This window comes from Mycolicibacterium diernhoferi, assembly GCF_019456655.1.
GTDB lineage: Bacteria > Actinomycetota > Actinomycetes > Mycobacteriales > Mycobacteriaceae > Mycobacterium > Mycobacterium diernhoferi.
The window spans coordinates 3,365,948-3,390,724 of record NZ_CP080332.1 but is presented as its reverse complement, the minus strand read 5'-3'; the positions used below and the strand labels follow the sequence as shown (position 1 = coordinate 3,390,724).

Annotated in this window: 22 protein-coding genes; 13 read left to right on the top strand and 9 right to left on the bottom strand. The window is 68.3% G+C overall.

All coding sequences use genetic code 11. The features are described 5' to 3' along the window. Window positions 1-53 precede the first annotated feature (53 nt). The gene (locus K0O62_RS16105; RefSeq protein WP_073858097.1) at window positions 54-725 is read right to left on the bottom strand and encodes an SDR family oxidoreductase; all 672 of its coding nucleotides are present in this window, start codon (window positions 723-725) and stop codon (window positions 54-56) included. A gap of 335 nt (window positions 726-1,060) precedes the next feature. Between K0O62_RS16105 and K0O62_RS16100 the strand changes: the two genes are divergently transcribed. Both K0O62_RS16100 and K0O62_RS16095 read left to right on the top strand, forming a co-directional pair. Next, the gene (locus tag K0O62_RS16100; protein ID WP_097933551.1) at window positions 1,061-2,116 is read left to right on the top strand and encodes an APA family fibronectin-binding glycoprotein; all 1,056 of its coding nucleotides are present in this window, start codon (window positions 1,061-1,063) and stop codon (window positions 2,114-2,116) included. A gap of 138 nt (window positions 2,117-2,254) precedes the next feature. Then, window positions 2,255-2,557, top strand: coding sequence for a GlsB/YeaQ/YmgE family stress response membrane protein (locus K0O62_RS16095; RefSeq protein ID WP_073859724.1), 303 nt, complete (start codon window positions 2,255-2,257; stop codon window positions 2,555-2,557). 57 nt (window positions 2,558-2,614) lie between these two features. Here K0O62_RS16095 and K0O62_RS16090 read toward each other — a convergent pair whose 3' ends face one another. Then, window positions 2,615-3,391 (bottom strand): CPBP family intramembrane glutamic endopeptidase, encoded by a 777-nt coding sequence (locus K0O62_RS16090; protein ID WP_073859723.1) that lies wholly within the window; start codon window positions 3,389-3,391, stop codon window positions 2,615-2,617. Between the two features lie 84 nt (window positions 3,392-3,475). Between K0O62_RS16090 and K0O62_RS16085 the strand changes: the two genes are divergently transcribed. Genes K0O62_RS16085 through K0O62_RS16075 form a run of 3 tightly spaced genes read left to right on the top strand, consistent with a single transcriptional unit; the run spans window position 3,476 to window position 8,793 of the window. Beyond that, on the top strand, window positions 3,476-5,848 hold the full coding sequence (locus K0O62_RS16085; protein ID WP_073859722.1) for a CaiB/BaiF CoA-transferase family protein: 2,373 nt from the start codon (window positions 3,476-3,478) through the stop codon (window positions 5,846-5,848). After that, window positions 5,845-7,269: an aldehyde dehydrogenase gene (locus K0O62_RS16080; protein ID WP_073859721.1), complete on the top strand. Its 1,425-nt coding sequence runs from the start codon at window positions 5,845-5,847 to the stop codon at window positions 7,267-7,269. Before K0O62_RS16085 ends, K0O62_RS16080 begins: the two co-directional genes overlap by 4 nt. A gap of 48 nt (window positions 7,270-7,317) precedes the next feature. Next, on the top strand, window positions 7,318-8,793 hold the full coding sequence (locus K0O62_RS16075; protein ID WP_073859720.1) for an acetyl-CoA acetyltransferase: 1,476 nt from the start codon (window positions 7,318-7,320) through the stop codon (window positions 8,791-8,793). 1 nt (window position 8,794) lies between these two features. Here the strand turns inward: K0O62_RS16075 and K0O62_RS16070 are convergent, their stop codons facing one another. From K0O62_RS16070 to K0O62_RS16040, 7 genes are all read right to left on the bottom strand, one after another. Further along, window positions 8,795-10,015 (bottom strand): NAD(P)/FAD-dependent oxidoreductase, encoded by a 1,221-nt coding sequence (locus tag K0O62_RS16070; RefSeq protein ID WP_073859719.1) that lies wholly within the window; start codon window positions 10,013-10,015, stop codon window positions 8,795-8,797. Window positions 10,016-10,037: 22 nt separating this feature from the next. Further along, window positions 10,038-10,676, bottom strand: coding sequence for an endonuclease (locus tag K0O62_RS16065; RefSeq protein ID WP_073859718.1), 639 nt, complete (start codon window positions 10,674-10,676; stop codon window positions 10,038-10,040). Between the two features lie 45 nt (window positions 10,677-10,721). Continuing rightward, window positions 10,722-11,054: a TfoX/Sxy family protein gene (locus K0O62_RS16060; RefSeq protein WP_073859717.1), complete on the bottom strand. Its 333-nt coding sequence runs from the start codon at window positions 11,052-11,054 to the stop codon at window positions 10,722-10,724. 12 nt (window positions 11,055-11,066) lie between these two features. Beyond that, window positions 11,067-11,546, bottom strand: coding sequence for an OsmC family protein (locus K0O62_RS16055; protein WP_073859716.1), 480 nt, complete (start codon window positions 11,544-11,546; stop codon window positions 11,067-11,069). A gap of 91 nt (window positions 11,547-11,637) precedes the next feature. Next, the gene (lon, locus tag K0O62_RS16050; protein ID WP_205870656.1) at window positions 11,638-13,977 is read right to left on the bottom strand and encodes an endopeptidase La; all 2,340 of its coding nucleotides are present in this window, start codon (window positions 13,975-13,977) and stop codon (window positions 11,638-11,640) included. Window positions 13,978-14,079: 102 nt separating this feature from the next. Further along, on the bottom strand, window positions 14,080-14,520 hold the full coding sequence (locus tag K0O62_RS16045) for a hypothetical protein (RefSeq protein WP_073859714.1): 441 nt from the start codon (window positions 14,518-14,520) through the stop codon (window positions 14,080-14,082). A 49-nt stretch (window positions 14,521-14,569) separates the two neighbouring features. Then, window positions 14,570-15,376, bottom strand: coding sequence for an SDR family NAD(P)-dependent oxidoreductase (locus K0O62_RS16040; protein WP_073859713.1), 807 nt, complete (start codon window positions 15,374-15,376; stop codon window positions 14,570-14,572). Window positions 15,377-15,584: 208 nt separating this feature from the next. Here K0O62_RS16040 and K0O62_RS16035 point away from each other — a divergent pair, with 208 nt between their 5' ends. The 8 genes from K0O62_RS16035 to K0O62_RS16000 are packed head-to-tail and all read left to right on the top strand — an operon-like array spanning window position 15,585 to window position 24,768. Beyond that, entirely contained in the window at window positions 15,585-16,397 is an 813-nt protein-coding gene (locus tag K0O62_RS16035; RefSeq protein WP_073859712.1) for an MlaE family ABC transporter permease, read from the top strand. A gap of 3 nt (window positions 16,398-16,400) precedes the next feature. After that, the gene (locus K0O62_RS16030) at window positions 16,401-17,249 is read left to right on the top strand and encodes an MlaE family ABC transporter permease (protein ID WP_073859711.1); all 849 of its coding nucleotides are present in this window, start codon (window positions 16,401-16,403) and stop codon (window positions 17,247-17,249) included. A 15-nt stretch (window positions 17,250-17,264) separates the two neighbouring features. Further along, entirely contained in the window at window positions 17,265-18,452 is a 1,188-nt protein-coding gene (locus K0O62_RS16025) for an MCE family protein (protein WP_073859729.1), read from the top strand. After that, entirely contained in the window at window positions 18,449-19,480 is a 1,032-nt protein-coding gene (locus K0O62_RS16020; RefSeq protein ID WP_073859710.1) for an MCE family protein, read from the top strand. The genes K0O62_RS16025 and K0O62_RS16020 overlap by 4 nt, the downstream gene beginning before the upstream one ends. Beyond that, window positions 19,480-20,574, top strand: a complete 1,095-nt coding sequence (locus K0O62_RS16015; RefSeq protein WP_073859709.1) for an MCE family protein — start codon at window positions 19,480-19,482, stop codon at window positions 20,572-20,574. The genes K0O62_RS16020 and K0O62_RS16015 overlap by 1 nt, the downstream gene beginning before the upstream one ends. Next, complete coding sequence (locus K0O62_RS16010) at window positions 20,571-22,037, top strand: MCE family protein (RefSeq protein WP_073859708.1); 1,467 nt, start codon at window positions 20,571-20,573, stop codon at window positions 22,035-22,037. The genes K0O62_RS16015 and K0O62_RS16010 overlap by 4 nt, the downstream gene beginning before the upstream one ends. Before the next feature lie 14 nt (window positions 22,038-22,051). Next, window positions 22,052-23,230 carry an MCE family protein gene (locus K0O62_RS16005; RefSeq protein WP_073859707.1) on the top strand — a complete coding sequence of 393 codons (1,179 nt, stop codon included), beginning with the start codon at window positions 22,052-22,054 and terminating at the stop codon, window positions 23,228-23,230. After that, window positions 23,230-24,768, top strand: coding sequence for an MCE family protein (locus K0O62_RS16000; protein WP_073859706.1), 1,539 nt, complete (start codon window positions 23,230-23,232; stop codon window positions 24,766-24,768). Before K0O62_RS16005 ends, K0O62_RS16000 begins: the two co-directional genes overlap by 1 nt. Window positions 24,769-24,777 lie beyond the last annotated feature (9 nt).

Here is a 24,777-nt window from a genome sequence, read left to right as displayed (position 1 = left end):
CAGTCGGGTGCCGTGACCACCCCGTTTCAGCTCGGGGCGAACGATGGAATATCTCAGCCGAAGCTGGCGAGTGCACCCTGGCTGACGTGCAGCGTCTCGCCGGTGATGTGCCGGGCCGCCGGCGTGGTGAGAAACAGTGCCAAACGGGTGATTTCGTCGGCGGTGGAGGCGGATCCGCGGTCGAGGCCGTCGTACCCGGAGTCGGCGCTGCGGCCCGCCGCGACGAGGTTGATGGTGATGCCACGGATGCCGAAGTGGGCGGCCTGACCGGCCGTCCAGCTCGCCAGGGCGGCCTTGATGGCGGCGTCGGCGCTGCCCTCGGCGGGGTTGGTCGGCACGACGTTGATGATCGATCCGCCGGAGCTCAGCTGGTCGCCGAGGACCGCGGTCGTCAGCACCGCCGACAGCACGGTGGTGTCGAGCGCGTGGCGCCACGTCGCGGCCCGGTCGGCCAGCGTGTGGGTGCGCGGGTCGCCGGCGTCCCAGCGCGGTGCGGGCACGTTGACGATGCCGTCGAGGTGCTGCGGGAACGCACTGCGCGCCGTGTCGAGGGTGGCGGTGTCGTTGGTGTCGAAGACGACGTACCGGACGTCGAGTTCCTTGGCGGCCACTTCGAGCTCGGCGCGCTGGGATCCTGCGATCACCACGTTGTGGCCCGCGTCCCGGAATCCACTGGCGATGGCGCGACCGAGTTCGGTATCGCCGCCGGTGACGAGCATCTCCATGGAACCTCCTTGGTCGACGCTGAAGCCAGCGCGTTGCGATTATGTTACTGGACGGTAGCTACGTGACGAAATTCGACGCGCCAGAGCGGCGGTCCGGAAGCGGCGGCCCTCGTAACGTCTGGCGGACCGGCGGCGACGTGCAGTGCAGAACCCCCACCGGCGGTCCGCGCGGCGCACCCGAGCGTCACCGGTGCGCTCCGTCGTGGGCGGCAAACTCAGCAATTGGTGCTACAGCTAACTGCGTCGGCGTATGTGTAGCTCAGCAACATCGCCGCTGTGCACTCTAAGAGCAACTCACACTTGCGTCACGGCTGTAACACGGTATTTTCTTCCCCATGGATCAGTCGGACGTGAATGACTCACACCGCAGGCGACTCTCGACGAGGCTTGCGGCGGTAGCGGCGGCTGCCGCGGTTGCCTCCGGGGCGGCCCTGACGCTTCCGGTCGCCGTGTCGTACGCGGAGCCGGTGCCGCCCGCACCCGCGCCCGTCGAGCCGGCCCCGCCCGCCCCGGCGCTGCCGGGTGAGCCCGTCGCGCCGGCTCCTCCGGTCGATCCGGCGCCGCCGGCCGACCCGCTGCCGCCGGGCGTTCCGCCCCCGCCGCCCGCGGACCCGAACGCGCCGCCGCCGGATCCCAATGCTCCGCCCGTCGACCCGAACGCGCCGGCACCCGATCCGAATGCTGCCGCCGAGCCGCCCGCGCCCGAGCCGGAACCCGGCCGGGTCAACAACGCCCCGGGTGGGTTCAGCTATCTGCTGCCCGAGGGATGGAAGGTGGCCGACGCCACCCAGCTGTCCTACGGCCAGGCGCTGCTGACCAAGATCCCGCCGCCCGGTACCGAGCAGTCGCCCAGCGACACCAGCGTCCTGCTGGGGCGTCTGGACCTCAAGCTGTTCGCCGGATCCGAGGCCGACAACGCCAAGGCTGCAGCCCGGCTCGCGTCCGATATGGGCGAGTTCTTCATGCCGTTCCCGGGGACCCGGCTCGGCCAGCAGACCACGCCGCTGAGCGCGGGTGATCTCACCGGCTCCGCGTCCTACTACGAGGTCAAGTTCACCGATACCGACAAGCCCACCGGTCAGATCTGGGCCGGTGTGGTCGGTGCGCCGGCGGCCGGTGCCGCACGGGGCAGCCGGGCGCCGGAGCGCTGGTTCGTGGTGTGGCTCGGCACCGCCAACAACCCGGTCGACCAGGGCGCCGCGGTGGCGCTGGCCGAGTCGATCCGGCCGTGGACTCCGCCGGCTCCGCCCCCGCCGCCGCCGGCCGACCCGAACACGCCCCCGGACCCGAACGCTCCGCCGCCGGATCCGAATGCGCCTCCCGCCCGTCCGGGTGTCGGGGTGCCGGTGCCGGTCGACCCGAACACCGCGCCCGGGATGCTGCCGGCCTAGTTACCCCCAGGTCTGTGACGATGAACGATCGTGCCCGTTTGGCGGGCACGATCGTTACCGGACCCCGGTAGACCAGAAGGCAGCCCGGCATTGGGGCCGGGCGTCGCCCGACAAGGGTTTACAGGCAGGAGTTCGCTCATGGACATGCTGGCCGCTACGGAATTTCTTGCTCGCTCGACGACGCAGACGAGCGTCGGTTGGATCGGCTACATCATCATCGGTGCCATCGCCGGCTGGATAGCCGGAAAGATCGTCAAGGGCGGTGGCTCCGGCATCCTGATGAACATCGTGATCGGCATCGTCGGTGCGCTCATCGGTGGTTTTCTGCTCAGCTTCTTCGTCGACACCGCAGGTGGGGGTTGGTGGTTCACGCTGTTCACCGCAGTGCTGGGCTCGGTGATCCTGCTGTGGATCGTCGGCCTGGTGACGAAGAAGTCCTAGCCGGGAAGAAGTCCTAGCCGGCAGGGGCGCCGGCCGCCGAGGTCAGGTCTGCCGCGGTCAGGTGGACGCGTGCCAGACCAACGCGGCGGCCAGCGCGCCCATGCCGTTGAGCGACCAGTGCAGCGCGATGGGCGCGATCAGGCTGCCACTGCGCCGGCGCAACCAGGTGAAGACGAAGCCGGCCGCGGCCGTCGCGATGACGGCGCCCACCACACCGGCGACCATGCCGAACACGCCACCGCCGAGGATGCGGGAGAAGCCGACGTTGCCGCTGGTCAGGCCGAACGAACTGGCGATATGCCAGAGGCCGAACAGCAGCGACCCGGCGGCCGCGACCCCGCGGAAACCCCACGCGCGATCGAGGGTGCCGTGCAGAACCCCGCGGAACGCGAGTTCCTCGGGGATGACGGTCTGCAACGGGATGATGACCATCGAGGCGATCAGGGCGCCGGACAACGTGGCGTAGTGGTTGTTCATGAACATCGGGCGCGTCCACGGCAGCAAGGCGCCGATGGCGATGACCAGGAGCACCAGCCCGGCGACCGCGGCCGCGTACCCGGCGCCCGAGCGCCAGTGCTCGCGGCCCAATCCCAGTTCCGCCCAGCCCAGCCCGCGGGAGCGCATCAGCGCCACCAGACCGATGGCGGCGGCGGGCACGATCACGACGTTCGCCCAGGGCGTGGTGAAATGCGCCACCAGATTGGTGAGCGCGAGGACCACCACGACCACCGCGACGTCGACGTAAATCCGGAAGTGGTGCAGCGCAGAAAGCTGCCCCACCAGCGGGTGGGCGGGCAGTTCGATCGGTGGGGCCACCGCGCGGGCATCAGACATCGTTAGTAATTGTACGTGCCGCGGTTGTCTACCTAAGTTAGCGAACTGACGCGATAGGGTGTCCAGCGTGCTGGAGATGACGCTGTGACGACCCCGCAGCCCCTGCTGGCGGGCGTCCGTATTCTCGACCTGACCGGCGAGGACGCCGCGGGCGTCACCCGGCTGCTGGCCGATCTGGGGGCCGATGTGCTCAAGATCCAACTGCCCGGTGAGCAGGCGGACCGCGGCGCCGCCCCGCTCGTCGGCGGCACCAGCGTGCCGTTCGCCCTCAACAATGCCAACAAACGCATCACCACCCTGGACCCCGCCGCCGACGCCGACCGGCGGCGCTTCGACGAGTTGGTCACCGGCGCGGACATCGTCGTCGACGACGGTGCTTTGACCGCCGCCTTCGGTACCTCCTGCGCGGAACTGGCCGACCGGCATCCCGAACTGGTGGCGATGTCGGTCACCGACTTCGGGACCGACGGGCCCTACCGGTCCTGGCAGGGCACCGACGCGGTGTTCTATGCCATGTCCACCGCACTGTCGCGTTCGGGGCCGGCCACCGGCACGCCGGTGCTGCCGCCGACGGGCATCGCGACGGCGACCGCCGCGGCGCAGGCGGCGTGGGCCGTACTGGCCGCCTACTACCACCAACTCCGGCACGGCGGCGGTGACTACATCGACTTCTCCCGCTTCGAGGCGGTCGTGCAGGCACTCGACCCGCCCTTCGGTTCGCAGGGGCAGGCGGCGTCCGGGCTCAAGCGCTCCGGCGGCTGGCGCGGGCGTCCCCGCAACCAGCAGATCTATCCGACCTTCGGCTGTCGCGACGGTTTCGTGCGGATCTGCCTGCTGTCGGCGCGCCAGTGGCGCGGCATGCGGGCCTGGCTCGGTGAACCGCAGGAGTTCGCCGGCCCCGAATTCGACTCCATCGCCGCACGATTCGCCGCCTCCAAGCAGCTCAACGCGGCGATCGGGGAGCTGTTCGCCGACCAGTCGATGGCGGATCTGGTGGAGCAGGGCCAGTCCCGCGGAGTCCCGATCGCGGCCGTGCAGACCCCGGCCGAGGCGCTGGCCTCCGACCACTTCCGTGCCGTCGGCGCGCTCGCGCCGATGCCCACCGCCGGCGGGGACACCGTCACCGTGCCCGTCGGCCCGTTCGTCGTCGACGGAACCCACCGCGGCCTGACCACGCCCGCGCACGAGCACGCCGAACCGCAGTGGCGGGCCGCGCGGAACACACCGGGTCGGCCCCGCAAGAGCGGGCAACGGCCGTTCGAGGGATTGCGGATCCTGGACCTCGGCGTGATCGTCGCCGGCGGGGAACTCGGCCGGCTGTTCGCCGATCTGGGTGCCCGGGTGGTCAAGGTGGAGAGCGCGGCCTACCCGGACGGGTTGCGACAGACCGCACCCGGGCAGGCGATGAGCCCGTCCTGGGCGCTCACCCACCGCAACGAACTCAGCTTCGGTGTGAACCTGCGCAATCCCGAGGGTGCGGAGATCTTCAAGTCGCTGGTCGGCCGGACCGACGCGGTGTTCGCCAACTTCAAACCGGGAACGCTCGACGCCCTGGGGTTCTCCTATGAGGTGCTGCAGAAGCTGAACCCGACCGTGGTCCTGGCCGAAAGCAGCGCCTTCGGGGCCACCGGTCCGTGGAGCGCCCGGATGGGTTACGGCCCGCTGGTGCGTGCCACCACCGGGGTGACCCGACTGTGGCGCGCCGCGGGTGGGCAGGAGGAGAAGTCCTCGCAGTTCTTCGACGCCACCACCGTGTTCCCCGACCACGTGGCGGCGCGGATCACCGCGATCGGCGCGCTGGCCGCGCTGATCCACCGCGAGCGCACCGCAACCGGTGCGCACGTGCACATCTCGCAGGCCGAGGTGGCGGTCAACCAGCTCGCCGTGGAGTACGTCGCCGAAGCCGCCGCGCAGTCGGGCCTGCCCATCACCGAGGATCCCGCGGTGCACGCGGTCTGCCCGTGCGCCGGGGACGACGAATGGTGCGTCATCTCGGTGCGCGACCAGTCCGACCGGGACACCCTGGCTGCCCTGATCGGCATCGATCTGCCCGAGGGTGGCGCTGCATTGACGGCCATCCTGGGTGCCTACACCAGCGGCCGGGACAAGTTCGAGATCACCGAGCAACTGCAGAAGGCCGGTATCGCGGCCGGGCCGATGAACCGCCCGGCGGATGTGCTCGACGATGTCCAGCTGCAGTTCCGTTCGCTCTACAGCGGTCTGGAGCACCCGCTGTTCGAGGAAGCGATGCCCAGCGAGACCGGACCCGCGCGGTATCGGCGGATCCCGCGCGGCGACCTGCGTCCCGCGCCGACCGCCGGTGAGCACACCCGCGACATCGCGCACCGCGCACTCGGCCTGGACCAGAACGAGATCGACCGCCTCGTCGCCGACGGTGTTTTATTCGAGAACAGCGTGCTGATCGGCAGCACCAGCGACCAGAGGACCGCACCGTGACCACTGCCTCCGTCTTCATCGCCGGACAGTTCCGCGCCGCATCCGAGGCCACCCCGGTCATCGAGGCGGCCACCGAGCAGCAGCTCGGATTGGGTTCCGCAGCAACGGAATCAGAGATCGATGACGCCGTCGCCGCGGCACGCGCAGCCCTGCCGGGATGGTCGTCGGCCGGGGCGCAGGAGCGGGCCGGGGCGCTGCGGCTGTTCGCCGACGCGCTGCAGAAGCGCGCCGCGGGCACCTTCGAGCTGTGCTCGCGGGAGAACGGGATGCCGATCCGGCTGTCCAAGGGCGCCAACGGCATGTTCCCCGCGGTCCTGCTGCGGTACTACGCCGACCTGCTGGACAGGTCCGAGGCCGAAGAGGTGCGCCCCGCGGCGATCGGGCACACCATCGTGCGCCGGGAAGCCGTCGGTGTCGTCGCCGCCATCACCCCGTGGAACTATCCGCAGGCGCTGGCCATCATGAAGATCGCCCCGGCGCTGGCCGCCGGCGCCACCATGGTGCTCAAAGCTGCGCCCGAAACGGCCTTGGACGCTCTGGTTTTCGCCGAGGCGGCCGAGGAGGCCGGACTGCCCGCCGGTGTGCTCAACATCGTTGCCGGTGGCCCGGCGGCCGGTGCCTATCTGGTGTCGCACCCCGGCGTGGACAAAGTGGCCTTCACCGGGTCCACCGCCGCCGGACGGGTCATCGCCGAAGCTTGCGGTCGGCTGCTGCGTCCGGTGACCCTGGAACTCGGTGGGAAGTCGGCGGCGATCATTCTCGATGACGCGGATCTGGACGCCACCATCAAGGGACTGCGGTCGGCCTCGTTCGTCAACAACGGGCAGACCTGCCACCTGAGTTCGCGCATCCTGGCTCCGCGTTCACGGTATGCCGAGGTCGTCGACGCGGTGGCGGGTCTGGCCGACGGCCTGGTGGTGGGGGATCCGCTGCAGAAGTCCACCGACATCGGTCCATTGGTGAGCCGGCGTCAGCAGCAGCGGGTGCTCGAGTACATCGATATCGGCAAGTCCGAGGCCAAACTCGTTGCCGGCGGCTCGGTTCCGGGCGATCAACCGCGCGGCTGGTTCGTCGCCCCGACGGTGTTCGCCGATGTCGACAACTCGGCACGCATCGCGCAGGAGGAGATCTTCGGACCGGTGCTCACGGTGATCCCGTACGCCACCGACCAGGAAGCGATCGACATCGCCAACGACAGCGAGTTCGGGCTCGGGGGGACGGTGTGGTCACCCGATGTCGAACGCGCCACCGATGTCGCCCGGGCGGTGCGCACCGGCACCATCGGCGTCAACGAATATCAACTGGACGTCAATGCCCCGTTCGGCGGGGTGAAGTCCAGCGGCCTGGGCCGTGAACTGGGCCCCGAGGGCCTGGCCGCCTACCAGGTGCTCAAATCCATCTACCGCGTCGGGCCCGCCTGAGCCTGGCTGCGCGACAGTCATTTTCGTTCGCATCGAGAGGAATACGCAGTGACCATCGACCCCAGAACCCCGGTGCTCGTCGGGTACGGCCAGGTCAATCAGCGCGAGGAGAGCGCGACCACCGAACCCGTCGACCTGATGGAGGCCGCGGCCCGCGCCGCTGCCGACCCCCGGGTGCTCGCCGCGGTCGACTCGATCCGGGTGGTCAACCTGCTGTCCTGGCGCTACCGCGATGCGGGATTGCTGCTGGCCCAGCGCATCGGCGCCGACGGTGCCGCGACGCGGTACACGCCGATCGGCGGCAACGTGCCGCAGTCCCTGGTGAACCAGGCCTGCCTGGACATCCAGGCCGGCCGCAACGACGCCGTGCTGATCACCGGCGGTGAGACCTGGCGTTCGCGGACCCGGGTGCGCGGCCGCGGCGAGAAGATGTCGGGCACCAAGCAGGACGAATCGGTGGCGCCCGCGCCGGGCTCCGAGGACGAGTTCAACCTGTTCGGGCCGGGGGAGGTGCGCGTCGGTGTGGACCGACCGTCGTACGTGTACCCCATGTTCGAGCAGGCGTTGCGCATCAAGTCCGGTGCCACCCCGGCCGAGCACCAGCAACGCATCGGTGAACTGTGGGCGCGGTTCAGCGCTGTGGCGGCGCAGAATCCGCACGCCTGGAACCAGCAGGCGTTGACGGCCGAGGAGATCGCGCAGCCCGGCCCGGCGAACCGGATGATCAGCACGCCGTACACCAAGCTGCTGAATTCCAACAACATGGTCGATCAGGGCGCGACGTTGATCGTGATGTCGGCGGAGAAGGCGACCCATCTCCAGATCCCGCAGGAGCGATGGGTTTTCCCGTACGCCGGGACCGACGCCCACGACACCTACGCGCTGATCCACCGCGCCGAGTTCTACGGCTCACCGGCCATCCGGATCGCCGGGAAGCGTGCGCTGGAGCTGGCCGGTGCGAGCCTGGACGACATCGCGCTGGTCGACGTCTACTCGTGTTTCCCGTCCGCGGTCCAGGTCGCGGCCAACGAACTCGGCCTGCCGCTGGACGACCCGCAGCGCCCGCTCACCGTGACCGGTGGTTTGACCTTCGCGGGCGGCCCGTGGAACAACTACGTCACCCACTCCATCGCGACCATGGCCGAGCAGCTGACCGCCAACCCGGGCACCCGCGGACTGATCACCGCCAACGGCGGCTACCTCACCAAGCACAGCTTCGGCGTGTACGGCACCGAGCCGCCTACCCACGAATTCCGTTGGGAGGATGTGCAGTCCACGGTGGACGCCGAACCGACCCGGGTCGGCGAGGTCGAGTGGGAGGGCACCGGCACGGTCGAGACCTGGACCACCCCCTACGACCGGGAGGGCCTGCCCGAGAAGGCGTTGCTGGCCGTGCTCACACCCGAGGGCAGCCGCACCCTGGCGGTGCTCACCGACCGCTCGGAGGCCCAGGCCAGCGTCGACGAGGACATCGCCGGGGCCAAAGTCACCGTCCGGGCCGACGGGACCGCCACGCTGGGCTGAATCAGAGCAGCGCGGCCGGCGGCACTTCCGGGTCCGCCAGCCGCGCTGCGTCCACCGTCTTCCCGGACCGGACGAGGGCCTTGATGTCGTCCAGGCCATCCCAGATGTTGACGTTCATGCCGGCCAGCACACGGGCGTCCTTGTCCAGCCAGAACGCGGTGAACTCGCGGGCGCCGACGTCACCACGGAACACCACCGAGTCGTACTCGGGGGCATGGCCGACATACTCCATGCCGAGGTCGTACTGGTCGGTGAAGAAGTACGGCAACTCGTCGTAACTGCCCGGGTTGCCGAGCACGCCGGCCACCGCCACAGCGGGTTGTTTGAGCGCGTTGGCCCAGTGTTCGGTGCGGATCCGGTCGCCGAACAGGGGATGGCGGGCCGCGGCGATGTCACCCACGGCGTAGATGTCGGGATCGCTGGTCTGCAGTGACGCGTCGACCGCCACGCCGCCATCGGACAGTTCCAGGCCCGCCTTCTCGGCCAGCCCGATATTGGGCTGCGCGCCCACCGCGATCAGGACGATGTCGGCGGCGACCGTCGACCCGTCGGCCAGCTGCAGCCCGGTGACCCCGTCGCCGGCGGCGGTGATCCCCTGCACGTCGGCGTTGAACCGCAGGTCGACACCGTGTTCGGTGTGCAGTTCGGCGAACACCTCGGCGACCTCGGGGCCGAGGGCGGCCAGCAACGGAAGTTCGGCGGCCTCCACGACGGTGACGGCGGCCCCGCGTCCCCGGGCCCCGGCGGCCACCTCCAGGCCGATCCACCCCGCCCCGACGATGGCCAGCCGGCTGCCCGGGTCGAGGACCGCCAGCAGCGCGGACGCGTCATCGACGGTGCGCAGCGTATGGACCCCCGCGGCGTCGGCTCCCGGGAGGTCGAGCCGGCGTGCCCGCGACCCGGTGGCGAGCAGCAGTTTGTCGTAGTGCTCGTGGCGCCCGTCGTCGAAACCCACGGAGTGCCCGCCGGAGTCGATGATCTGTACCTCGGTGCCCAGCCGCAGATCGATCTCGTGGTCGCGGTACCACTCTTCGGGGTGCACGGTGAAATCGGCGAGCGTCTTCTTGTTCGCGAGGTAGTCCTTGGACAGCGGTGGCCGTTCATAGGGCAGCTGGTGTTCGTCTCCGAACAGGATGATCCGTCCCCCGAAATTTTTGTCCCGCAGTGCTTCAGCGGCTTTGGCACCGGCCAATCCGGCTCCGATGATGACGACGGTGGGCATGGCGTTCTCCGTTCTATCGTGATCAATCGGCCGTCACGCGGCGACGTAGCTCGTCGTCGAGCGAGACCCGCACCAGCGCGGCGGCCAACTCAGCGGGCCGGCCGTCGGAGGCCGACAGCAGGGCATCGGGTTCGGCCGGCAACCCGAGTGCCCGCGCCGTGCTGAGCGTGCGGTCGTCGAAATATGGCTGGGCCCAGGGCCATACGCTCTGCGCTTCGCGCAGGAAGATGTCCGCACCGGTCGGCCCGATGCCGTTGAACTGCTGTAGGGCCCGTGCGGTTTCGCGCCCGTCGTGACCGGACTCCTCGGCGAGGTTACGCAGATCCCCGGCGTAGCGGTCGCGCACGGTGGTGGCCAGTTCGGCGAGTCTGGTCGCAGAACTCTCGTCGTATCGGGCGTAGCCGGCCCGCCCGAACGCCGCGATCATCGCCGAGCGGTCGGCACGCAGTACCGACGCCGGGGTGCGCAGCCCGGCGCGGAAGATCTCCTGGGCCGCCGCCGCCGCGACCGAGGCGGCGATCGGCTTGCTGGCCAGCATGGCGAAAGTCAGCAGCTGGAACAGCGGTTTGGGTTTGTCGCGGAGGGTGATCCCGGCCTCGGCGGCATAGGTGGTGCCCGCCCGGTGCAGCAGGCGCTGCGCCATGCAGGTGGTTGCAGCCATCCTGCAGGCATACCCGGGTGCCGAGACGACAAACTCCGGCGGCGGTTACTTCGGGGGCAGACTCGACGCGTAGGCCACGCCGCGGGTCACCCAGGGCTGTAGCTGCCGCCGACCGTCCAGACCGGCGCGCGAGACCCGGATCCAGCCGAGAACGTCCCGGCCGGCCATCACCATCGGCTCGACGTGCGCCCGGGTGAGCAGGTTCGCGGTGTCCTCGGCGGCCACCCGCACCATCAGGCCGCCCTGGGCCGACGCGCACACGGCCATATGGCCGTGCACCAGGAACGCCAACCCGCCGAACATGCGCTTCTCGTCGACACCGGCGGTGGTGGCGAGCAGTTCACGAATGCGTTCCGCGAGGTCTTCGTCGTAGGCCATGACAGTCGGATTTTAAGGCGCGCCGACCACGTTCGGTTGGCAACGGACCTCGAAGTTGACCGAGTTCGCGATGAAGCACAGGTTGTGGGCCCGTTCGTGGATGTCGGGCAGCGCCTCGGCCTGCGCGGGGTCGGCGAGGTGCACGGTCGGGCGCAGCACCACCTCGGTGAAATGGCCGCCGCCTTCCGCGGTCTGCGCCATGGTGCCCGACGGACGGTCGACGTAGCCGGTCACGGTCACACCGGCCTGCGCGCACAGCGCGAGCACCCACAGCATGTGGCACTGCGACAACGAGGCCACCAGCAGTTCCTCGGGATTCCAGCGCTGCGGGTCGCCGCGGAACGCCGGGTCGGCGCTGCCGGCGATGACGGTCGGCTTCCCCGGCGCGCTGACGTCATGGGACCGCTCGTAGGCCCGGTAGGCGCTGGTGCCGGTGCCGGTGTTGCCGGTCCAGGTGATGTCGAGTTCGTAGTGGTGCGTCTTGCCCGTCATACGGCCTCACCCTATCTGCGCGAGCAGACGCGAATGGCCGCTTCATCCTGCGATATCGAGGCCATTCGCGTCTTCTCGCGGTATTCGGTTGTCAGGCCGCAGCGGTCGTCGCGGCTTCGACGGCCGGTTCCAAAGCCAGCGCGACGATCTCGGCGACATCGGTCATCGGACGCACATCCAGCGCCTCCAGCACCTCGGCCGGGACCTCGTCCAGGTCGGGCTCGTTGCGCTGCGGGATGAACACCGTCTTCAGCCCGGCCCGTTGCGCGGCAAGCAGCTTCTGCTTGACGCCGCCGATGGGCAGCACCCGACCGTTGAGCGTCACCTCGCCGGTCATCCCGACGTCCCCGCGGACCTGACGCCCAGTGGCCATCGAGACCAGCGCGGTCACCATGGTGACGCCCGCCGACGGACCGTCCTTGGGCACCGCGCCCGCAGGCACGTGCACGTGGATCTGGCGGTCCAGCGACTCGGGGTCCACGCCCAACTGCTCGGCGTGTGCCCGCACGTAGGACAGCGCGATCTGCGCGGACTCCTTCATGACGTCGCCGAGCTGGCCGGTGAGTTTCAAACCCGGCTCGGCATCGACCGCACCCGCCTCGATGTAGAGCACATCGCCACCCAGACCGGTGACGGCCAGACCGGTCGCCACGCCGGGCACCGCGGTGCGCTCGTCGGAGTCCGGCGTGAACCGCGGACGACCCAGGTACTCAACGAGATCCGGCTCATCGATGGTGATGCTGGTGACGTCGTTGTCGGCCAGCTTGGTGGTCACCTTGCGCAACGCCTTGGCCAGCAGCCGCTCGAACTGCCGCACCCCCGGTTCGCGGGTGTAGTCGGCGGCGATCTTGTGCAGCGCCGCCTCGGTCAGTTCGACCTCGTCGGAGGTCAATGCGGCACGTTCGGCTTGGCGGGGCAGCAGGTAATCCCGGGCGATGGCCACCTTGTCGTCCTCGGTGTAGCCGTCGATCTGGATCAGCTCCATGCGGTCCAGCAGCGCGGACGGGATGTTCTCGATGACGTTGGCCGTCGCCAGGAACACCACGTCGGACAGGTCCAGATCCAGCTCCAGGTAGTGGTCGCGGAACGTGTGGTTCTGCGCCGGATCCAGCACCTCCAGCAGCGCCGACGACGGGTCGCCGCGGTAGTCCGAACCGACCTTGTCGATCTCGTCGAGCAGCACGACCGGGTTCATCGACCCGGCCTCGCCGATGGCCCGCACGATCCGGCCCGGCAGCGCGCCGACGTAGGTACGCCGGTGCCCGCGGATCTCGGCCTCGTCACGCACACCGCCGAGGGCGACGCGAACGAACTTGCGGCCCAAGGCCCGTGCCACGGACTCACCCAGCGAGGTCTTGCCGACACCGGGAGGACCGGCCAGCACCATCACCGCGCCGGAACCCCGGCCGCCGACGACTGCCATGTTGCGCTGGGCGCGGCGGGCCCGCACCGCCAGGTACTCCACGATGCGGTCCTTGACGTCCTCCAGACCGTGATGATCGGCGTCCAGGATCTCCCGGGCGGCCTTCAGATCGGCGGAGTCCTCGGTGGTGACGTTCCACGGCAGGTCCAGGACGGTGTCCAGCCAGGTCCGGATCCAGCCGCCCTCCGGGCTCTGATCGCTGGTGCGTTCCAGCTTGCCGACCTCGCGCAGTGCGGCCTCGCGGACCTTCTCGGGAAGGTCGGCGGCCTCCACACGGGCGCGGTAGTCGTCGGACCCTTCCGGTTCAGCCTCGCCGAGTTCCTTGCGGATCGCGGCCAGTTGCTGGCGCAGCAGGAATTCCTTCTGCTGCTTGTCCATCCCGGCCCGGACGTCCTCGGCGATCTTGTCGCTGACCTCGACCTCGGCCAGGTGTTCGCCGGTCCACTCGATCAGCCGGCTCAGCCGGACCGCCACATCCTCGGTTTCCAGCAGGTCCCGCTTCTGCTCGGCGGTCAGGTACGACGCATAGCCGGCGGTGTCGGACAGGGCGGACGGATCACTGATCTTGTTGACCACATCCACGATCTGCCAGGCCTCGCGGCGCTGCAGCATCGCCAGCAGCAACTTCTTGTACTCGGCCGCGAGCGTCTTGGTCTCCTCGGTGGCCTCGGCGTCGGTGACCTCGGTCACCTCGACCCACAGCGCGGCACCCGGACCGGTGGTGCCGGCGCCGATCTGCGCGCGACGGCCACCCTTGACCACGGCCGCCGCACCGCCGCCCGGAATGCGTCCGACCTGCACGATCGAGGCGAGCACGCCGTGGGTGGGGTAGCGGTCGTCCAGACGCGGGGCGATCAGCAGCTTGCCCTCCTGGCCTTCCGGGGCCGCGGCTTGGGCGGCTTCGACGGCGACACGGGCGGCGTCATCGAGTTCGATGGGCACCACCATGCCGGGCAGCAGGACGGGTTCGCTGACAAACAAGACCGGGACTGCGATGGCTTCAGGCATCAAATCCTCCAAAGTTGATTCTGATGCACTCAACTACCGGAGGTGTGTCGTTGTTCCCGGGATGGAGGCGGATGCGCTGTGGGCGAACACGCCGCAGGTCCGTCAGAGCCTCACCAGGGAGAACGGGTACGTCAACGTCCCGGGTGCGCCGTCACACCCGGCCGCGAACGAGGACGCCAGCGTGCCCTGCATCGTCACCGCATCCCAGGAGTACACGTCGCGGGTCGCGACGATCGGCCCGTAGTACACGTTGCCGCAGCGCAATCCGTCCGGAACATCGACGGTCATGGTGTACCGGCCGTCGGCGAGGTGGGCCTGCCCGACATAGTCGAACGCCTTGGCCACCGGCATCGGAATACCGCTGATGGACCGGCAGTCCTCGGCGGCCGGGATGCAGTGTGATACCGACCACGCCCAGGTGTGGAAGTCGTAGCGGTCCGGGATCACCAGTTGATAGTTGGCGAAGAAGGGCTCGGCCCTGCCCGCGGGCGCCAGCAGCACGCTTGCCATCACCAGCGCGCCCAGCAGCCGCACCACCCTCATTGACGAACCCTTCCTCATCGCTTCTCCGTGAACCCCGTACGACCCGCTGCTACATGTGGGCGCCGCCGTCGATCCGCACCTCGGTGCCGGTGATGAAGTAGGCGTCCTTGCTGCCCAGCATCGCCACCACACCGGCCACCGCATCCGGCTGGGCGAAGATGGCCCCGCCGTCCAGCGGCAACATCGGGGCGACCTTGCCGAACAGGGTGTAATCGGCGTCCTCGGGCAGACCGGGCCCGACGCTCTGCCGTGCCGCACCGGTACCGTCGGTCATCCCGGACGAGATCGACCCGGGCTGAACACAATTGAACCGGATCCCGGCCTTGGCGAACTCCGAGGCCCAGGCATGCGTCATCGACAACACCCCGCCCTTGGATGCCGCGTACGCGGCCATGTACGGGTGCGCGAAGTGCGCCGAGGTCGAGCTGAAGTTCACCACCGCCGGGCCGTCACCGTCGTGCAGTGCCGCGCTGGCCTCCCGGGTGACCAGGAACGTCCCGACCAGGTTGATCCGCAGCACCTGCTCGAAGTCGGCGAGCGTCGTCTCGGCGAGATGCGAGGAACGCAGGATCCCGGCGGCGTTGACCAGGGTGTCCAGCCCGCCCAGTGTGGAGACCGCTTCGGCGACCCCGGCCCGCACCGACTCCTCGGCGCCGACATCCATCACCACCGTGGACAGCCGGTCGGTACCCGCCTTGTCGACGGTGTCGGCCAACCCTTCCGGGCTGACGTCGGCGGCGACGACGCGCCCGCCCTCGGCCAAGATCCGCAGCGTGCAGGCCTGCCCGATGCCCGAACCCGCGCCGGTGATGAGTACCCGGCGGCCCCGGTAACGCGAGAGGTCGGCTTCGGTCACTGTGCGGCTCCTACTTCGTTCGATGAACGCTGACTCTTCCGGTCCGCACGCTACGTTGCGGCCCGCAGACCCGTTGCCGATTGATGCTTCCCGGTGGATGGGACGCGGTGTGCCGCAGGTCATGCGCTGCTGTCACCGTCTTGTGGTCAGCGTGCCGGCAGGCCGGTTGTGAGGTTCGGCAGAACCAGTCGTGGAGGTTCTTCGGTACATGGTCAGCAAGACCCAGGACCGCTGGTCGTCGGGGATACCGATCTTCAGGTCGGGTGGGCCCGGCCCGATGCGGGCCATCGGCGGATTGCTGGCCATGTCGGCGGACGCCGTCAAGTTCCTGTTCCGCGGGCCGTTCCAGGGACGAGAATTCCTGGAGCAGTCCTGGTTCGTGGCCCGCGTCTCGCTGATGCCGACGATTCTGGTCGCGGTGCCCTTCACGGTGCTGGTCAGCTTCACCCTCAACATCCTGTTGCGCGAACTGGGTGCGGCGGACCTGTCCGGCGCCGGGGCCGCCTTCGGCGCCGTGACCCAGGTAGGCCCGATGGTCACCGTGCTCATCGTGGCCGGGGCCGGCGCGACGGCGATGTGCGCCGACCTCGGGTCCCGCACCGTCCGCGAGGAGATCGACGCCATGGAGGTGCTGGGCATCAACCCGGTGCAACGGCTGGTGACTCCCCGGATGCTGGCCTCCGGGCTGGTGGCGCTGCTGCTCAACAGCCTGGTGGTGATCATCGGAATCCTTGGCGGATACGTCTTTTCGATCTTCATCCAGGGCGTCAACCCGGGGGCTTTCGCCGCCGGCATCACCCTGCTCACCGGGGTGCCCGAAGTGCTCATCTCATGCGTCAAGGCCGGTCTGTTCGGCCTGATCGCCGGGCTCGTCGCCTGCTACCGCGGGCTGATGATCAGCGGCGGTGGCGCCAAGGCCGTCGGCAACGCGGTCAACGAGACCGTCGTCTACGCGTTCATGGCCCTGTTCGTGGTGAACGTGTTGGTCACGGCCATCGGCATCCAGATGACGGCGGACTAGCCGATGACTGCTGTGCGCACACTTCACCCGTCCGTGACGCGGGAACTGAACCGGCCGGTGAACGCCCTCGGGCGGATCGGCGATCACACCATGTTCTACGGGCGGGCACTGGCCGGTGTGCCGCATGCCTTCGTGCACTACCGCCGCGAGATCATCCGTCTCATCGCCGAGATCAGCATGGGTGCAGGAACCTTGGCGATGATCGGCGGGACGGTCGTCATCGTCGGCTTCCTCACTCTCGCCGCGGGCGGCACCCTGGCCGTGCAGGGATACAGCTCGCTGGGTGACATCGGGATCGAAGCCCTGACCGGCTTCCTGGCGGCATTCATCAACGTCCGGATATCGGCTCCCGTCGTCGCGGGCATCGGTCTGGCCGCCACCTTCGGGGCGGGGGTCACCGCCCAACTCGGTGCCATGCGCATCAACGAGGAGATCGACGCGCTGGACGCCATGGCCATCCGTCCCGTCGAGTACCTGGTGAGCACCCGCATCGTCGCCGGCATGATCGCCATCGCCCCGCTGTACTCGATCGCGGTGATCCTGTCGTTCGCGGCCAGCAAGCTGACCACGGTGGGTCTGTTCGGGCAGTCGGCGGGCCTGTACAACCACTACTTCTCCACCTTCCTCAACCCGACGGATCTGCTGTGGTCGTTCCTGCAGGCCATCCTGATGGCGATCGCGGTGCTGCTGGTGCACACCTACTTCGGGTTCTTCGCCAGCGGCGGGCCGTCCGGTGTCGGGGTCGCAGTCGGCAACGCGGTCCGGACCTCCCTGATCGTCGTGATCTCGGTGACGCTGCTGGTGTCGCTGGCGATCTACGGCTCCAACGGCAACTTCAACCTGTCGGGATAGGGGAGCGCAGTGGCGATGAGTTCAACGGTCAAACGGCCCCTGATCGGGTCGGCGACGGTGGGCGTGGCACTCGCGATCGTCGCGCTGTCCATCGGGCTGTTCCGCGGCAGTTTCACCGAATCGGTGCCGGTCATCGTGCTGTCCGAACGTGCCGGGTTGGTCATGAACGCCGATGCGAAGGTGAAACTACATGGTGCGCAGGTAGGTTCGGTGCAGTCCATCGAATCGCTGCCCGACGGCAGGGCCAAACTGCACCTGGCCATGGATCCGTCGTACCTCGACATCATCCCGGCCAACGTCCGCGTGGACATCGCGTCCACGACGGTGTTCGGCTCGAAATTCGTCGAACTGATCCCGCCGGAGAACCCGTCGGCGCAGGCGCTGACGGCGGGGCAGGTGCTCGACGCCGGCCACGTCACCGTCGAGATCAACACGGTCTTCCAACAGCTGTCCACGGTGCTGCAGAAGATCGAGCCCACCAAACTCAACGAGACCATGGGCGCGTTGGCCACCGCGATGGACGGACGAGGTGACCAGATCGGGCAGATGCTGTCCGATTTCGACGGCTTCCTGGCGACGATCGATCCCAGCCTGCCGACCATGGAACACGAACTCACCGTCGCACCCGAGGTGTTCGATGCCTACGCCGACGCCGCCCCCGATCTGATCGCGACCGTCGAGGCATCGACGCGCATGAGTGAGACGCTCGTCGAGGAACAAACCAACCTCGACACCCTGCTGATCAGCGTCATCGGTCTGGCCGATACCGGCACCGACGTCATCGGCTCCAACCGCGGTGCGATCACCGATGTGATGCGACTGCTCGTCCCGACAACCGATCTGACCAACGAGTACAACGCGGCATTGACCTGCGGTCTCGGCGGCGCCGTGGAGTTGGCCAAGGCACCCGGCACACCGCTGCCCGGCGGGTTGCTCTTGCAGACGGTCGTCCTCGGGCAGGAGCGCTACCGCTATCCGCAGAACCTGCCGAAGGTGGCCGCCACCGGCGGGCCGCAGTGCACCGATCTGCCCAAGGTGCCGTTCCAGAAGCACCCGCCGTTCGTGATCACCGATGTCAACGCGAATCCCGCCCAATACGGCAACGAAGGAATCCTGCTGAATTCCGACGGCCTCAAGCAGGCACTGTTCGGCCCGATCGGCGGCCCGCCGCGCAACACCGCACAGATCGGGCAGCCCGGATGAGCGGCTTCACCAGAACGGCGATCAAATTCGGCGCCTTCGCAGTCACCATGGTGGTCCTGACGGCCGGCCTGTTCGCGATCTTCAGTCAGTACCGGTCAGGGGCGACCGCCGGGTACTCGGCGGTGTTCGCCGATTCCTCGAGTCTCAAAGCCGGTGACTCGGTCCGGATTTCGGGCATCCGGGTGGGCACCGTGCGGGACGTCGAGTTGCAACCGGACAACACCGTGCTGGTGGCCTTCGACGCCGACGACCACATCCGGCTCACCGAGAACACGAAGGTGACCGTGCGATACCTGAATCTCGTCGGTGACCGCTATCTGGAACTCATCGACCAGCCGGGGTCGACCAGAATCCGGCCGCCCGGATCACGCTTCGAGGTCGGACAGACAGAGCCCGCGCTCGACCTCAACCTGCTGCTCGGCGGTCTCAAGCCGGTCATCCAGGGACTCAACCCCGAGGACGTCAACGCGCTGACCAACTCCCTGATCCAGATCCTGCAAGGCCAGGGCGGCGATCTGGAGTCCCTGTTCGCCCGGACCTCGTCGTTCACCAACGCCCTGGCCGACAACGGCCAGACCGTGGAGAGCCTCATCGACAACCTCAACGAGACGCTGGCGGTGTTGTCCGAAGACGGCGAGAAGTTCTCCGGCGCGGTGGACGGGCTGGAACGCCTGGTAACCGGTCTCGCCGCGGAACGCGACCCGATCGGCGAGGCCATCACCGCCCTCGACAACGGCACCGCGTCGCTGGCCGACCTGCTCACCGACACCCGTCCGGCGTTGTCCGGCACCGTGGATCAGCTGACCCGACTGGCGCCGCTGCTGTCGAACGACACCGATCTGGCCCGGCTCGATCTCACGATGCAGAAGACCCCGCAGAACTACCGGAAACTGGTCCGACTGGGCTCGTACGGCAGCTGGCTCAACCTCTACATCTGCGGAGTCTCGGTCCGCGTGTCCGATCTCCAGGGTCGAACCGCCCACTTCCCCTGGGTCATCCAGAACACCGGAAGGTGCGGAGAGCCCTGATGCTGAAATACCGTCAATCATCGCTGGTTCGTTCCGGATTCATCGGCCTCGTGCTGATGGTCCTGATCATCGCCGTCGGACTTCAGCCCCAGCAACTGGTGGCGATGGCGACCTCGGTCAGATACCAGGCCGTCTTCGCTGAAGCCGGCGGGCTGACGGCGGGCAACAACGTGAAGGTCTCCGGTGTCACGGTCGGCACGGTCTCCGATGTGGAACTCGGCAAGGGCCCCGATCAAGGCAAGGCCCTGGTCACCTTCGCGGTGAACAGCAAGGTGCGCCTGGGGGAGCAGACCACCGCACAGATCGGCATCGGCACGCTGCTCGGCGAACGGGTACTGGAGATCGAACCACGCGGCAACGGCCGCATCCGCTCGCTCGGCGTCATTCCGGTGACTCGTACCTCGTCGCCGTATTCGCTGACCGACGCGCTCGACGAGTTCACCTCCAACACCGCACAGACCGATACCGCGGCGATCAACCAATCACTGGATGTCCTGTCCGAAACCATCGAACGGCTGGCACCCCAACTGGCCCCCACCTTCGACGGGGTGAGCCGACTGTCGAAGTCGCTGAACAAGCGCAACGAATCGCTGAGCGGCCTGCTCACGACCGCCGCCGATGTCACCGGAATCCTCTCGGAGCGAAGCCAACAGGTGAACAGCCTGATCCTCAACGCCAACGACCTGCTCGGGGTGCTGCAGGACCGCCGGCACTCGATCGTCAACCTGCTCGCCAACACCACCGCTGTCGCGCAACAACTCTCCGCGCTGGTCGACGAGAACGAAGCCGAACTCGCCCCCACCCTGGAACAGCTCAACCGTGTCTCGGAGATGCTGGAGCGTAACCGCGACAACCTCACCAAGACGCTGACCGGCCTGGCCAAGTACCAGCTGACCCAGGGGGAGGCCGTCAACAACGGCTTCTACTACTACGGATTCGCGTCCAACCTGCTGCCCGGGCCGGCGATTCAACCGTTCCTCGACTATGCGCTCGGGTTCCGGCGCGGTGTCGATGCGGGGCAGCCACCCGACAACGCCGGCCCACGTGCCGAATTCCCGTTCCCCTACAACGGTATTCCCGGAGGTTCGCGATGATCGCGCTCGGCCCGCGGGTCAAGAAGATCGCTGCGGTCGCCGCGGCGGCGCTGGCCGTCACGGGCGCGGGGTTCGCCGGGTACCAGTACTTCCTGAGCCCCAAGACGATCACCGCGTACTTCGAATCGGCAACCGCCATCTATCCCGGTGACGAGGTGCGGGTGGTCGGTGTGCGGGTCGGCACCATCAAGGCGATCGAACCGCTGGGCACCCGGACCAGGGTCACCCTCGAGGTGGACCGCGATGTCCCGGTACCCGCCGACGCCAAAGCGATCATCGTGGCGCCCAACCTGGTCGCTGCCCGATACGTGCAACTGACACCGGCCTACGGCGCCACACCCGAGGCCAGCGGAGCCACCATGGCCGACGGTGCCGAGATCGGTGCGGACCGCACCGCCATCCCGGTCGAGTGGGACGAGATCAAAGAGCAGCTCACCCGCTTGGCCACGGAGCTGGGCCCGGAAAGCGGTGTCTCCGGAACCTCGCTCGGCCGCTTCATCGACAGCACCGCAGATGCCATGGCGGGCAATGGAGACCGGTTGCGGGAAACGATCACCCAGCTCTCGGATGTCGGCCGGGTCCTCGGGGAGGGCAGCGGCGACATCGTCGATGTCATCAAGAATCTGCAGGTGTTCGTGACCGCGCTGCGGGACAGCAACACCCAGATCGTGCAGTTCCAGGATCGCCTCGCCGACGTCACGAGCGTCGTCAACGGCAGTCGAGCAGACCTGGATTCGGCCATCAATGAGCTGTCCTCGGCCGTGGTCAAGGTGCAGAAGTTCGTCGCCGGTTCCCGAGATCAGACCGCCGAACAGATCCAACGGCTGGCGAATGTCACCCAGGTGCTCTCCGACAACAGCATGACCGTCAAGAACGTGCTGCACGCGGCGCCGAACGCGTTGGTCAACGGCTACAACATCTACAACCCCGACACCGGCGGACCCCGCGGGTCGTTCGCGATGAACAACTTCGCCAACCCGGTCGCCACCATCTGCTCGGCGATCTCGGCGGTGGAGAACGTCACCGCCGAGGAGTCCGGTAGGGCCTGCGCCCAGTACCTGGGTCCGGCATTGCGATTGATGAACTTCAACCATCTGCCGTTCCCCTTCAACGCCTATCTGGGACCGGCGCCCAAGAACGTCATCTACACCGATCCGGCCCTGGCACCCGGTGGCGGCGGGACCACCCCGGCTCCCGCCGAGATACCGCCGTCGGTGTCGGCCTACACCGGTGCCGGCGACGTGCCGCCACCGCCGGGCTGGACCGACCCGGCGCAACCGCCCGGCGCCTACGCGCCCACCGGGCTGCCCGCGGCCCGCACCCCGGCGCTGTTCCCGGGTGCGCCGATTCCGCCCGGATTGCCGGTTGCGCCGCCGGCGGCACCGACGACCGCGACGAATCTGACGGACCTGCTGCTGCCCGCCGAGGCCGCGCCGGGTCCGGCCCAGGGAGGGACACCGTGACGACACCGAAGTCGATGCGCAGCTGGGCCGCGATGGCATGTTGCGCGGTGCTGGTGACCTCCGGATGTTCGTTCGACGGCATCAACTCACTCCCGTTGCCGGGCACCGTCGGAACCGGTGCGGACGCCACCACCTACCGCGTCCAGATCGCCAATGTCGGAACCCTGGAATCCAATTCACCGGTCATGGTCGGCGACGTGGTGGTCGGCACGGTTCGCCGGATGACCGTGGATGACTGGACCGCCAATGTGGACGTCTCGGTCAGACCCGGCGTGGTGGTGCCGGAGAATGCCGTCGCCACGGTGGGTCAGACCAGCCTGCTCGGTTCGATGCACCTGGCGCTGGATCCACCCCTCGGTGAGAACCCGGTCGGGCGGCTCACGCCGGGCGCGACGATCCCGGTGGCCAAGACTTCGACCTACCCCTCCACCGAGCAGACACTCTCGTCGTTGTCGGTGGTGGTCAACGGCGGTGGGCTCACTCACATCGGCGATATCGTGCACAATTTCAACGCCGCCCTCGACGGCCGCCAGGGCCAGATCCGTGAACTGCTCACCCGGATGAACAAGGTGGTGGGCTTGCTCGATGGCCAGCAGGACAACATCATTGCCTCCATCGCCGCGCTCAACAGGCTCGCCGGGACGTTCGCGGGGCAGCGGGAGGTGCTGACCCGCGCGCTGGACCGGATCCCGGCGGCACTGGATGTCCTGGACCGGCAGCGCCCCCGCATCACCTCCGCGCTGACGAAGCTGGGCGGCTTCAGCGACACCGCCTCGCAGCTGATCAACGAGTCACACGGCGATATCGTGCGCAACCTGCAGAATCTCGAGCCGACGGTGCGCGCGTTGGCCGATGTGGGTCCCGACCTGGCGACCGCCCTGTCCTATCTGCCCACCTACCCGTACACCCAGGAGTTCATCGACCGCGGTATCCGCGGTGACTACATGAACCAGTTCATCGTCTTCGACTTCACCATCCCGCGGCTGAAGAGCGGAATCCTGTTGGGCACCAGGTGGGGTGAGCCGAATGCCACCATGGTCCCGGCGCCCGGAGATCCGTGGTACTCGACCTACACCCGGGATCCGCTGATGGCGCCGGTGACACCGATGCCCACCGAGGTGGCCACCATCCCACCGCTCATCGACCCCCCGGCCGCCGTGGCGCCGCCCGCGCTCACCGAAGGGGGCAACTGATGCTGACACGGTTCGTCCGCACCCAGCTCATCATCTTCACGATCGCGTCGGTCGTCGGCCTCGGCACGATGATCTTCGTCTACCTGCAGGCGCCGGTCCTGTTCGGCATCGGCCGTATCGGGGTGACGCTGCAGGTTCCGGCGACCGGCGGCCTGTACCAGTTCTCGAACGTCACCTATCGGGGTGTCGAGGTGGGTAAGGTCACCGAGATCCGGCCCACCCGCAGCGGTGCCGAGATCACCATGTCGCTGCAACGTTCTCCGAAGATCCCCGCAGACCTGCAGGCGAATGTGCGCAGTGTGTCGGCCGTCGGTGAGCAGTACGTGGACCTGGTCCCGCGCACCGACGGTGCGCCCTACCTGGAGGACGGATCGGTCATCGGCGCCGAGAACGCGTCACTGCCCGAGGCCGTCGGACCGATGCTCGACCAGATGAGTGCACTGGTCGACAGTATCCCGACCGGCAAGCTCAGCGACCTGCTCGACGAATCCTTCAAGGCGCTCAACGGAACCGGTGAGGACCTGGGTGCTCTCCTGGACGCCTCCGGTCGGTTGGCCGCCGGCTTCGACGATGCGGCCGAGAACACCCGCGACCTCATCGAGGACGGCCGCCCGCTGTTGGACGGCCAGGCCGAGAAGGTGGATTCCATCCGCACCTGGGCGAGTAGCCTCGCCGGCATCACCGGTCAGATCGCCGGGCGCGACGAACAGGTGCGCACCATCCTGCGCACCGGGGCGGGCGCCGCCGACGAAGCATCGCGTCTGTTGAATCAGATCAAGCCGACGCTGCCGGTGCTGCTGGCCAATCTGACCACCGTCGGGAAGATCGGGGTCACCTACAACGCCTCGATCGAACAGCTGTTGGTGCTGCTGCCACCGTATCTTGCGGCCACCCAGTCCTACGGATCGTCGCTGAACAACCCGACGGGCATGGCTCTTTCAGAGTTCAGCCTCACCCTCGGGGATCCGCCCGCGTGTTCGGTCGGGTTCCTGCCGCCCTCGTCCTGGCGCTCGCCGGCCGACCTGAGCGATGTGGACACCCCAGAGGGGTTGTACTGCAAGCTTCCCCAGGATTCGCCGATCGGCGTGCGCGGTGCGCGTAATTTCCCGTGCATGGCACAGCCGGGCAAGCGTGCGCCGACGGTGGAGATCTGTGAGAGCGACCGCTCGTACGAGCCGCTCGCCATGCGGCAGCATGCCACCGGTCCGTACCCGATCGACCCCAACCTGATCGCACAGGGCGTCGCCCCGGATGACCGGATCACTTTCCAGGAGCAGATCTTCGGGCCCGTCGAAGGGACCCCGCTGCCGCCCGCCGAGGGTGGCGTTGTGCCGGGGCCACCTGCGGCACCCGCCGACGGCGGCGCGGTGCCGGCGGCACCGAGTGCTCATGAGAGCGGATCAGAAGGACCGTCGGTGGCCTTCGCCACCTACAACCCGCAGACCGGGCAGTACGCGGCCCCCGACGGCAAGGTCTACACCCAGACCGATCTGGTGGCGCAGCCCGCGCAGAGCTGGAAAGACCTGCTGCCCCAGTAGGCCGTGGTC

What these genes read in the sequence shown, in the direction of transcription:
- K0O62_RS16060 (WP_073859717.1), bottom strand. Translation starts at nt 11,054, where the DNA reads ATGGCCTACGACGAAGACCTCGCGGAACGCATTCGTGAACTGCTCGCC.
- lon (WP_205870656.1), bottom strand. Translation starts at nt 13,977, where the DNA reads ATGCCTGAAGCCATCGCAGTCCCGGTCTTGTTTGTCAGCGAACCCGTC.
- K0O62_RS16055 (WP_073859716.1), bottom strand. Translation starts at nt 11,546, where the DNA reads ATGACGGGCAAGACGCACCACTACGAACTCGACATCACCTGGACCGGC.
- K0O62_RS16070 (WP_073859719.1), bottom strand. Translation starts at nt 10,015, where the DNA reads ATGCCCACCGTCGTCATCATCGGAGCCGGATTGGCCGGTGCCAAAGCC.
- K0O62_RS16020 (WP_073859710.1), top strand. Translation starts at nt 18,449, where the DNA reads ATGAGCGGCTTCACCAGAACGGCGATCAAATTCGGCGCCTTCGCAGTC.
- K0O62_RS16095 (WP_073859724.1), top strand. Translation starts at nt 2,255, where the DNA reads ATGGACATGCTGGCCGCTACGGAATTTCTTGCTCGCTCGACGACGCAG.
- K0O62_RS16010 (WP_073859708.1), top strand. Translation starts at nt 20,571, where the DNA reads ATGATCGCGCTCGGCCCGCGGGTCAAGAAGATCGCTGCGGTCGCCGCG.
- K0O62_RS16065 (WP_073859718.1), bottom strand. Translation starts at nt 10,676, where the DNA reads ATGGCTGCAACCACCTGCATGGCGCAGCGCCTGCTGCACCGGGCGGGC.
- K0O62_RS16100 (WP_097933551.1), top strand. Translation starts at nt 1,061, where the DNA reads ATGGATCAGTCGGACGTGAATGACTCACACCGCAGGCGACTCTCGACG.
- K0O62_RS16025 (WP_073859729.1), top strand. Translation starts at nt 17,265, where the DNA reads ATGAGTTCAACGGTCAAACGGCCCCTGATCGGGTCGGCGACGGTGGGC.
- K0O62_RS16105 (WP_073858097.1), bottom strand. Translation starts at nt 725, where the DNA reads ATGGAGATGCTCGTCACCGGCGGCGATACCGAACTCGGTCGCGCCATC.
- K0O62_RS16045 (WP_073859714.1), bottom strand. Translation starts at nt 14,520, where the DNA reads ATGAGGGTGGTGCGGCTGCTGGGCGCGCTGGTGATGGCAAGCGTGCTG.
- K0O62_RS16000 (WP_073859706.1), top strand. Translation starts at nt 23,230, where the DNA reads ATGCTGACACGGTTCGTCCGCACCCAGCTCATCATCTTCACGATCGCG.
- K0O62_RS16005 (WP_073859707.1), top strand. Translation starts at nt 22,052, where the DNA reads ATGCGCAGCTGGGCCGCGATGGCATGTTGCGCGGTGCTGGTGACCTCC.
- K0O62_RS16015 (WP_073859709.1), top strand. Translation starts at nt 19,480, where the DNA reads ATGCTGAAATACCGTCAATCATCGCTGGTTCGTTCCGGATTCATCGGC.
- K0O62_RS16030 (WP_073859711.1), top strand. Translation starts at nt 16,401, where the DNA reads ATGACTGCTGTGCGCACACTTCACCCGTCCGTGACGCGGGAACTGAAC.
- K0O62_RS16035 (WP_073859712.1), top strand. Translation starts at nt 15,585, where the DNA reads ATGGTCAGCAAGACCCAGGACCGCTGGTCGTCGGGGATACCGATCTTC.
- K0O62_RS16090 (WP_073859723.1), bottom strand. Translation starts at nt 3,391, where the DNA reads ATGTCTGATGCCCGCGCGGTGGCCCCACCGATCGAACTGCCCGCCCAC.